Source organism: Longibacter salinarum (assembly GCF_002554795.1).
Classification (GTDB): domain Bacteria; phylum Bacteroidota; class Rhodothermia; order Rhodothermales; family Salinibacteraceae; genus Longibacter; species Longibacter salinarum.
In genome coordinates, this window is sequence record NZ_PDEQ01000001.1 from 870,345 (window position 1) to 878,334 (window position 7,990).

14 protein-coding genes are annotated in these 7,990 nt (G+C 61.3%); all 14 read right to left on the reverse strand.

The genetic code is table 11. The annotated features are described in order from the left end of the window. Positions 1-105: 105 nt before the first annotated feature. Positions 106-480, reverse strand: coding sequence for a 50S ribosomal protein L24 (gene rplX / locus CRI94_RS03545; RefSeq protein ID WP_098074259.1), 375 nt, complete (start codon positions 478-480; stop codon positions 106-108). 73 nt (positions 481-553) lie between these two features. Beyond that, the gene (rplN, locus tag CRI94_RS03550; protein WP_098074260.1) at positions 554-922 is read right to left on the reverse strand and encodes a 50S ribosomal protein L14; all 369 of its coding nucleotides are present in this window, start codon (positions 920-922) and stop codon (positions 554-556) included. A 124-nt stretch (positions 923-1,046) separates the two neighbouring features. Further along, complete coding sequence (gene rpsQ, locus CRI94_RS03555; protein WP_098074261.1) at positions 1,047-1,328, reverse strand: 30S ribosomal protein S17; 282 nt, start codon at positions 1,326-1,328, stop codon at positions 1,047-1,049. 123 nt (positions 1,329-1,451) lie between these two features. After that, the gene (gene rpmC / locus CRI94_RS03560) at positions 1,452-1,658 is read right to left on the reverse strand and encodes a 50S ribosomal protein L29 (protein ID WP_245846057.1); all 207 of its coding nucleotides are present in this window, start codon (positions 1,656-1,658) and stop codon (positions 1,452-1,454) included. Positions 1,659-1,769: 111 nt separating this feature from the next. Then, positions 1,770-2,198: a 50S ribosomal protein L16 gene (gene rplP, locus CRI94_RS03565; RefSeq protein WP_098074262.1), complete on the reverse strand. Its 429-nt coding sequence runs from the start codon at positions 2,196-2,198 to the stop codon at positions 1,770-1,772. Positions 2,199-2,331: 133 nt separating this feature from the next. After that, a complete protein-coding gene (gene rpsC, locus CRI94_RS03570; protein WP_098074263.1) occupies positions 2,332-3,045 on the reverse strand; it encodes a 30S ribosomal protein S3 in 714 nt (237 codons plus the stop codon). Positions 3,046-3,210: 165 nt separating this feature from the next. Continuing rightward, positions 3,211-3,582 carry a 50S ribosomal protein L22 gene (rplV, locus tag CRI94_RS03575; protein ID WP_098074264.1) on the reverse strand — a complete coding sequence of 124 codons (372 nt, stop codon included), beginning with the start codon at positions 3,580-3,582 and terminating at the stop codon, positions 3,211-3,213. 82 nt (positions 3,583-3,664) lie between these two features. Further along, positions 3,665-3,952, reverse strand: coding sequence for a 30S ribosomal protein S19 (gene rpsS / locus CRI94_RS03580; protein WP_098074265.1), 288 nt, complete (start codon positions 3,950-3,952; stop codon positions 3,665-3,667). Between the two features lie 107 nt (positions 3,953-4,059). Continuing rightward, the gene (gene rplB / locus CRI94_RS03585) at positions 4,060-4,908 is read right to left on the reverse strand and encodes a 50S ribosomal protein L2 (protein ID WP_098074266.1); all 849 of its coding nucleotides are present in this window, start codon (positions 4,906-4,908) and stop codon (positions 4,060-4,062) included. Positions 4,909-5,043: 135 nt separating this feature from the next. Further along, positions 5,044-5,343, reverse strand: coding sequence for a 50S ribosomal protein L23 (gene rplW, locus CRI94_RS03590; protein WP_098074267.1), 300 nt, complete (start codon positions 5,341-5,343; stop codon positions 5,044-5,046). A 74-nt stretch (positions 5,344-5,417) separates the two neighbouring features. Then, positions 5,418-6,059: a 50S ribosomal protein L4 gene (gene rplD, locus CRI94_RS03595; RefSeq protein WP_098074268.1), complete on the reverse strand. Its 642-nt coding sequence runs from the start codon at positions 6,057-6,059 to the stop codon at positions 5,418-5,420. 204 nt (positions 6,060-6,263) lie between these two features. Beyond that, positions 6,264-6,908 (reverse strand): 50S ribosomal protein L3, encoded by a 645-nt coding sequence (rplC, locus tag CRI94_RS03600; RefSeq protein ID WP_098074269.1) that lies wholly within the window; start codon positions 6,906-6,908, stop codon positions 6,264-6,266. A 71-nt stretch (positions 6,909-6,979) separates the two neighbouring features. Then, the gene (locus CRI94_RS03605; RefSeq protein WP_143815280.1) at positions 6,980-7,528 is read right to left on the reverse strand and encodes a hypothetical protein; all 549 of its coding nucleotides are present in this window, start codon (positions 7,526-7,528) and stop codon (positions 6,980-6,982) included. After that, positions 7,525-7,836 (reverse strand): 30S ribosomal protein S10, encoded by a 312-nt coding sequence (gene rpsJ, locus CRI94_RS03610; RefSeq protein WP_098074271.1) that lies wholly within the window; start codon positions 7,834-7,836, stop codon positions 7,525-7,527. The genes CRI94_RS03605 and rpsJ overlap by 4 nt, the downstream gene beginning before the upstream one ends. Positions 7,837-7,990 lie beyond the last annotated feature (154 nt).

Here is a 7,990-nt window from a genome sequence, read left to right on the forward strand (position 1 = left end):
GTTGCAGACGTTGAAAATGGGGGCTGTCTAAGGGGAGTTCCGGGTGCATCGATGATTCAATCAATCACGATGTCGTCGACACCGCTCCGGCGTCCCCAGGAAGGCTTACTTGTCGAGCTCTTCCCCGGTGGTCTTCGCGTATCGAACCCAGCGCGACTGACCGGTCTCAGGATCGGAAATTTGCTTGCGGCCGATCCGGGTCGGGTTGCCGTCGCTGTCGATCGGGTTCACGTTGGACACGTGAATCGGCACCTCGCGCTCAACGCGACCGCCATCCGGATTCGAGGGGCTCGGCTGCTCGTGAAACACGCGGATGTTCACGCCTTCCACTGTCACACGCTCCTTGTCGGGGTAGACCTCGATGACACGTCCGGTCGTCCCCTTCTCGGTGAAGTTGTATCCAGTGATGTCCTTGTTGATCATCACCTCGTCGCCCTTCTTGACGTGGAGTTTCTTCTGGCTGTTTTTCTTACGCGGCATAGCAATAGGAATTCTAACGTTCAAAGCAGCACATCGACGCCGAGCTCGTGATCGAGCCCTACGTATAGTGTCGTTACAGGACCTCTGGGGCCAGGGAGACGATGCGCATGAACTGTTTCTCGCGGAGCTCACGGGCCACCGGGCCGAACACACGCGTGCCGACAGGCTCACCCTGTGGGTTGATCAGCACCGCGGCGTTCTCGTCAAAGCGAATGTAGGTGCCATCTGGACGACGGCTCTCCTTGCGGGCACGGACGACGACGGCCTCGCTTACATCGCCTTTGCTCAGGTTGCCGCCCGGAATCGCTGATTTCACCGAGACGACAATGCGGTCACCGACGCCAGCATACCGGCGCCCACTGCTACCGAGCACGCGAATGCACAGCACCTCCTTGGCGCCACTATTGTCCGCTACCTTAAGTCGTGTTTCCTGCTGAACCATGGTTCCTTCGCCTTACGTGTTTCAATGATGGTGCGCCTCCATCGGGCCAACTTCGATCGGCCGCGACCGGGAGCGCTCGACGCACACACCCATTTAGTCTCGGGCGCGTGGTTGCGAGATGGGGTTACTTGGCGCGTTCGACAACTTCGACCAGACGCCACCGCTTGTTCTTGCTGATCGGGCGGGTCTCCATGATGCGAACGGTATCCCCTTCGCCCGCGGTGTTGTCCTCGTCGTGCACCATCAGCTTCGATGAGCGTTCGAGGTACTTGCCGTACATCGGGTGTTTCATCTGCCGCCGCACCGACACGGTGATGGTTTTATCCATCTTGTCGCTGACGACGACGCCCACCCGTTCCTTCCGGGCGTTGCGCGTGGTATCTGCTGTTTCAGGGGTGTGCTCCATGGGTCGTCTCGGTTCTGTTGTCGGCGCGTCTCAGTCTTGCGCCAGGTCAATTCGGGATGCGTAAATCGGTGTAGAGTCTCACGTCCGGACTCGCAGTACGAGGCAGAACGCAGAGCCGGGCCATTACGCCGTCTCTTCCGCTTGCTTCTCGTTCAGGACGGTCTTGAGGCGGGCGATGTCACGTCGCTTCGTGCGAAGCAACATCGGGTTGCTCTCCGTCAGGCCTGTGGCGTGGCGGAACCGGAGTTCCTCCAGTTCCTCCTCCTCTTCCTCAATGCGAGCCCGGATCTCTTTCGTATCCCACTCGCGAATCTTCTCTGCTTTCAGCATGGGTTGTGTCGTGCTCCCTTGGATGCTCAACGTCTGTGGTATGCAATCCGGTCAGTCGGCGGGCGGTCATGCCCGTGGCACCGAGACCATCCTGCGGTCGGCCGTTTGGCGTTACTCGTGGTAGCCGGGCCGCTCGACGAACTTCGTCTTCACCGGCAGCTTGTGGCGGCCGAGACGGAGCGCTTCCTTCGCGACCTCCCGTGTCACACCACCGCCCACCTCAAAGAGAATGTGGCCGGGCTGAACGGGCGCCACGTAAAACTCCGGCGCACCTTTACCTTTACCCATGCGGGTTTCGGCAGGCTTCTTCGTCACCGGCTTGTCGGGAAAGATCCGAATCCAGACCTTTCCAGCCCGCTTCATGTAGCGATTGATCGCCACACGCGCAGACTCAATCTGGCGGCTCGTAATCTGGCCCTTCTCGAGCGACTTCAGTCCGAAGTCGCCGAAGTTGACCCGGGTCCCGCGCGAGGCGTTGCCCTTCTTCATCCCCTGCTTGCGCTGGGCCTTACGGTGCTTGGTGCGTTTAGGCTGTAGCATCAGTTCGTCGGTTTGCTGCGGCGCGCGGCTCTAGCATGGAGTGCCGAGAGCGATGCGCGCACTGAATGGTCGTGAATGGTGCGAGGACCGAGACGGAGCGTCCGATCCGGTCAGGTCACAAGGCGACCGCCTACTAGTTGCGGCCTCCTCCTCGGCGACGACGCGACGGGCGCTTCATCTGCTTACGCTGCTGCGCCTGCACGTTCGGGCTTAGATCCGGCGAACCAATAATTTCGCCGCGGTGGATCCACACCTTGACACCGATGGTGCCGTAGATGGTGTAGGCCGTCTCACGCGCGAAGTCAATGTCGGCGCGAATCGTGTGTAGCGGAACGCGGCCTTCGAGATACTCTTCGGTCCGGCCCATCTCGGCGCCGCCAAGACGCCCGGCAACGCGGATACGAACCCCTTCGGCGCCCATACGCATGGCAGCCGTCATGGCCTGCTTCATGGCGCGGCGGAAGCTGATCCGTCCCTCGAGCTGCTGCGCGATGTTCTTCGCGACGAGCGTGGCGTCCAGTTCGGGACGCTTGATCTCGGAGATGTTGATCTGGATATCCTTGCCCGTGAGCTTCTTCAGCTCCTCACGCAGCTTCTCCACCTCGGATCCACCCCGACCGATAACGACGCCGGGACGGCTGGTGTGAAGCGTGAGAATGACGCGCTTCGGCGTCCGCTCGATCACGGCGCGGCTAAGGCCAGCGCGGCGGAGTCGAGCGTGAAGGTAGCGACGAATCTCTTCGTCTTCGACGAGCTTGTCCTGGAGATCGTCCTCGGAGTACCAGTTGGAATCCCAACCACGAATGACGCCAAGGCGATATCCGACCGGATGTGTTTTCTGACCCAAGGGTGTACCTCGTGACTCTTATTTCGAAAAAGGTCGGTGGTAAATCATGTGTGCACGCGTTCCGCCGATCGGGCGGCGTCCGCACCGTGGAACCGATCAAGGTTCGGGCGGTCGGCGTGCGGGCGCAGGCCGGAGTCCGGCGCTGCGCGAAAAAGGGTGGCGACGCTATGCGACGTCTGCTTCGGCTTCGGGAGCCTCCTGTGGCACGCCGACGATCACCGTAAGGTGCGTCGTGTGCTTCCGGATGGGTGCAGCGCGTCCCCGGGCGCGGGGCTGGTAGCGCTTAAACGTCGGGCCTTCGTCGGCGCGAATCTCTTTGATCACAACCTCGCCCTGGTTGAAACGCTCCTCCTCCTGATCGAGCAGGTTATAGAAGGCAGACCAGATCGTTTTCTGAACCGGCTCAGTTGCACGCTGCGGCATGAAGTCCAGGATGCTAATCGCTTCCGGGACGGTCTTGCCGCGCACCAGGTTGATGATGCGGCGCACCTTCTTCGGGGAGCTCCGAATGTGTTTACGAATCGCTCGTGCTTCCATGTCTCGATGTCCTTACAGGTTCGTCGTCTTAGGCCGCGCAGCACGCGAGGCCGCGAAGGGTCGTCGGTCCGTCCCGAGTCCGTTACGGGCGGCGCGTGCGCTTGTCCACCTTCGACTTCGCATGCCCCTTGAAGGTACGCGTCGGAGCAAACTCCCCGAGCTTGTGCCCCACCATGTTCTCCGTGACGTACACGGGGATGAACTGGCGTCCGTTGTGGACGGCGAAGGTGTGGCCGACGAAGTCCGGAGTAATGAGGGAGTCGCGACTCCAGGTCTTGACGACCTTCTTCTTGTTGGACTCGTTCAGCGCGTCAACTTTGCGCTGAAGCTTGTAGTAAACGTATGGTCCTTTACGTAGAGAACGGGGCATGTCGGGTGTGGCTGCTAGTGTTCGGCGTATGTCGGGACGGCCGGGGCCGCTGCGGGATACAGGCTGCCGAGAAGCGGGCCAGAATGCCCGCCCGCTCGGCAGATGATTTACTTCCGCTTGCGGTTCTTCTTCTCGGTCCGGCGCCGAATGATGTACTTGTTGGAGTCCTTGTTGCGCTTGCGAGTCTTGTAGCCCTTCGCAGGCACGCCCTTACGGGAACGCGGGTGTCCACCGGAGGCTCGCCCCTCACCACCACCCATCGGGTGATCAATCGGGTTCATTGCGACGCCTCGTGTGCGGGGACGGCGACCGAGCCAACGTTTACGTCCAGCCTTGCCAAGCTGGAGGTTCATGTGGTCGACGTTACTGGTCGTACCAACCGTGGCGCGGCAACTTGCTGGGACGCGACGGGTCTCACCCGACGGTAGCGAGAGCGTGGCGTACTTGCCCTCGCGCGCCGTCAACTGCGCTTCGGTTCCGGCGGCGCGTGCGAGCTGCGCACCCTTCCCCGGCTTCATCTCGATGCAGTGGACGACCGTACCGAGCGGGATGTCACGGAGCGAGAGGCAGTTTCCAAGTTCCGGCTCCGCCTGCGGACCGCTCATGACTGTCTGGCCAACCTCGATTCCGTCCGGCGCGATGATGTATCGCTTCTCACCATCGGCGTAGACGAGAAGAGCGATCCGGGCCGAGCGGTTCGGATCGTATTCAATCGTCGCGACGCGGGCGGGAATACCGTCTTTGTCGTTCCGCTTGAAGTCGATCTTACGGTAGCGGCGCTTGTGTCCACCACCACGGTACCGCATGGTCATGCGGCCCTGGTTGTTGCGACCTCCGCTCTTCTTGAGCGGCTCCAGCAGGCTCTTCTCCGGCTCCGAGGTCGTGATCTCGTCGAAACCTGAGACCGAGTACTGGCGCTGGCTGTTGGTCGTCGGCTTGCGCTTTTTAATCGGCATGGTGATTCAAGTGGCTTCAGTCTCGTCGTTCTCGGCGCAGTGCGCGGTGCGCATGCTACCGTTGTGTCGCTGAGACAGGGTGAGCAAAGAGTGTCGCGGGCGTGCTCCGGGCCGTACGGCTCCGTCCGAGCGGGATTACATATCCGGGCTAATCTCGATCTGCTCGCCGTCGGGGTCGAGGGTGATGACGGCTTTCTTATAGCCGGACGTGCGGCCTTCGATCATCTTCCCCTGGCGGAACTGGCGCCGACGTTTGCCCGGCACCACCATGGTGCGAACATCGGTGACGATGGTCCCCGGGAAACGATTCTCCACGGCACTACGAATTTCCGGCTTCGACGCCTTCAGGTGGACGACGAACGTGTACTTTCCGTCCTGTTGGAGCTGATACGATTTCTCCGTCAGGTGCGGTCGGATGAGGACGCGTTTGCTCATGACTCGGCGAATGACTATGGATCAATGGGTGGTGCGGGGCATCCCCACACGCGTCGGTCGGTTGAGGCGGTCGCTTACGCAGGCTGCGCGACAGAGAGCACGCGGGTGATCTCTTCGAGAGCGCCTTCCTGCAGGACGATGGCCTCAGCGTCCAGAATATCGATGGTGTTCAGGCTTCCGGCCTCCTGCACGTTTACTTTCGGCAGGTTCCGCGCGGAGCGGTACAAGGTCGGCTGGTTCCCGCCTGTGACGATCAGCACCTTGCTGTCCGCGAGGTCGAGGCTATCGAGCATGTTCGAGACCGCCTTGGTGCTCGGCGTGTCGAGCTCGAAATCTTCGACGACATGGATGGCTTCGTCCTGCACCTTGTAAGACAGTGCAGAGCGGCGCGCGAGGCGCTTCGTCTTCTTGTTCAGGTTCTGGCGGTAGTTCCGCGGCTGCGGACCATGAGCACGACCTCCACCACGCCGGATCGGCGACTTCGCGTCACCAACCCGGGCATTACCCGTGCCTTTCTGGCGGTAGAGCTTCCGGGTGGACCCGCGAATCTCGCTGCGCTGCTTCGTCTTCGCGGTCCCCTGGCGCTTATGGGCTTGGATCCGCCGGACGTCCAGCCAGATCACGTGGTCGTTGGGCTCGATCTCGAAGATCGTCGGGTCGAGCGTCACCGAACGCCCCGAGGCCGCCCCGTCATCTTGAAGAATTTCGACTTCCATCGTGCTATCGTTTGAGGTTCTCAGTCCGTCGCTGCGCGAGAGCTGCGGTGCCAGTATCCGGCATCATTCCGCCTGCTCTCGGATCGCTGCTGTATGTCGAATCGCGGCGCCCCGCGCTGAGCCAAGCAAGCCCGGGAGGGCGTTGTGCTCGGCAGGCACTCGTTGGGAAACGGGCACTCGTACCGCGGGTTGGCGGCGCCGTGGTTATTTCTCGTGAAGCTTCTTCTTGTGAATCTCCACGTAGCTGTTTTTGGCACCAGGCACAGATCCTTTGATCAGGATCGCATCGTGGTCGGGCATCACCTTCACCACCTGCAGGTTCTGAACCTTCGTCCGGTCGCTGCCCATCCGTCCCCCCATTCGCGTGCCTTTAAAGACGCGAGAGGGATCCGCGGAGGCACCAATCGAACCGGGGTGTCGCTGCTGGTCCGACTGTCCGTGCGTTCGCATACCGACACCGCCGAAGCCGTGGCGCTTCACAACGCCCTGGAAGCCTTTACCTTTGGACACGCCGACGACGTCGACGGTCTCACCTTCCTCGAACAGATCCTCGACCCGAACTTCGTCGCCGAGTTCGACCTCGTGCGAGAAGTTGCGGAACTCGGCGAGGGTGCGTTTCGGCTCCGTGCCAGCAGAAGCAAAGTGCCCCTGCATGGCTTTGGTGGTGTTCTTTTCCTTCTTCGTGTCGAAGGCGAGCTGGACGGCGTCGTAACCGTCGGGGCCGTCTTCCGTCTTGACCTGGGTCACGACGTTCGGGCTGGCTTCGATCACCGTGCAGGCAATGTTATTGCCTCGGTCATCAAAGACGCTCGTCATTCCGACTTTCTTTCCGATCAGTCCGCTACTCATGGTCGTGAATCGTTTCGTAGGGTGGTGCCAATGGCGATGGTTCGGAGCCGGGAGCGGCTGCGGCGGTGAGCCTACAGCCGTTCAAGCCGAAGTTCAACGGATTGCGATTCCGCCCAGCTACCCTGTGGCAGAAGCGTTTCGAGCAATCCGTCGGCCCCGGTGTTGGGACCCGGCGGAACCGTCAATGTCGCTCGGCGGCTCTGTGTAATGTCGTACGTCAGTAAAACGGGGTCGGGAAGGCCACTCGTGAGAGCAATGCTCTCTACATCGAGGAGCTGAACGCGTCCCGATACCGCTAGTATTTCCCGGGCATCTTGCGTTCCCTGCAGGTCATACGTCCGTCCTGCCGTGGAGTCCGCAAATGTCATCTGAAGCGAGTCGTATCGTGTGCCGATCTCCGTCGTGTAGGAGACGCCGCTCGCCCGGAGGCTCACGACTTCCCACGTTCCGGTGAGGGCTCGATACTGGCTCTCACTTTTGCTCGTCCCGCTATCGCACCCGGCCCAGCATGCAGCAAGGGCCAGCAGGATAGCAACTCGGATCAATCCGTAGCCGCATGTGTGCGCGGCGGGATCGAACAGGCCAGTAAAGCCAGGCCCGGGCGGTCGTCGTCGGGTCACACCTTGATCTCCACGTCGACTCCACTGGGGAGCTCGAGCTTCATCAGGGCGTCGACCGTGTCGCTGCTCGACGAAAGAATGTCAATCAGGCGCTTGTGGTGCCGCCGCTCGAACTGCTCGCGGCTCTTCTTATCCACGTGCGGACCACGCAGCACGGTGTATACTTTCTTCTCCGTGGGGAGCGGAATCGGGCCGCTGACCACGGCACCGGTCTGCTTCACCGTGCGGATGATCTTCTCCGCGCTCTTGTCGATGAGCGTGTGGTCGTACGATTTCAGCTTGATGCGAATCTTCTGCTGCGTAGCCATGTATTCGGGTCGATTTTCAAACGTCGAAGGTGGAGGACAGCGGCGGTCCGTTCTGCTCGACCGCCGCCGTCGCTCTCAACCGACATTACTTCGTTAGTCGAGGATTTCCGTGACAACGCCGGCGCCGACCGTGTGGCCGCCTTCGCGAATCGCA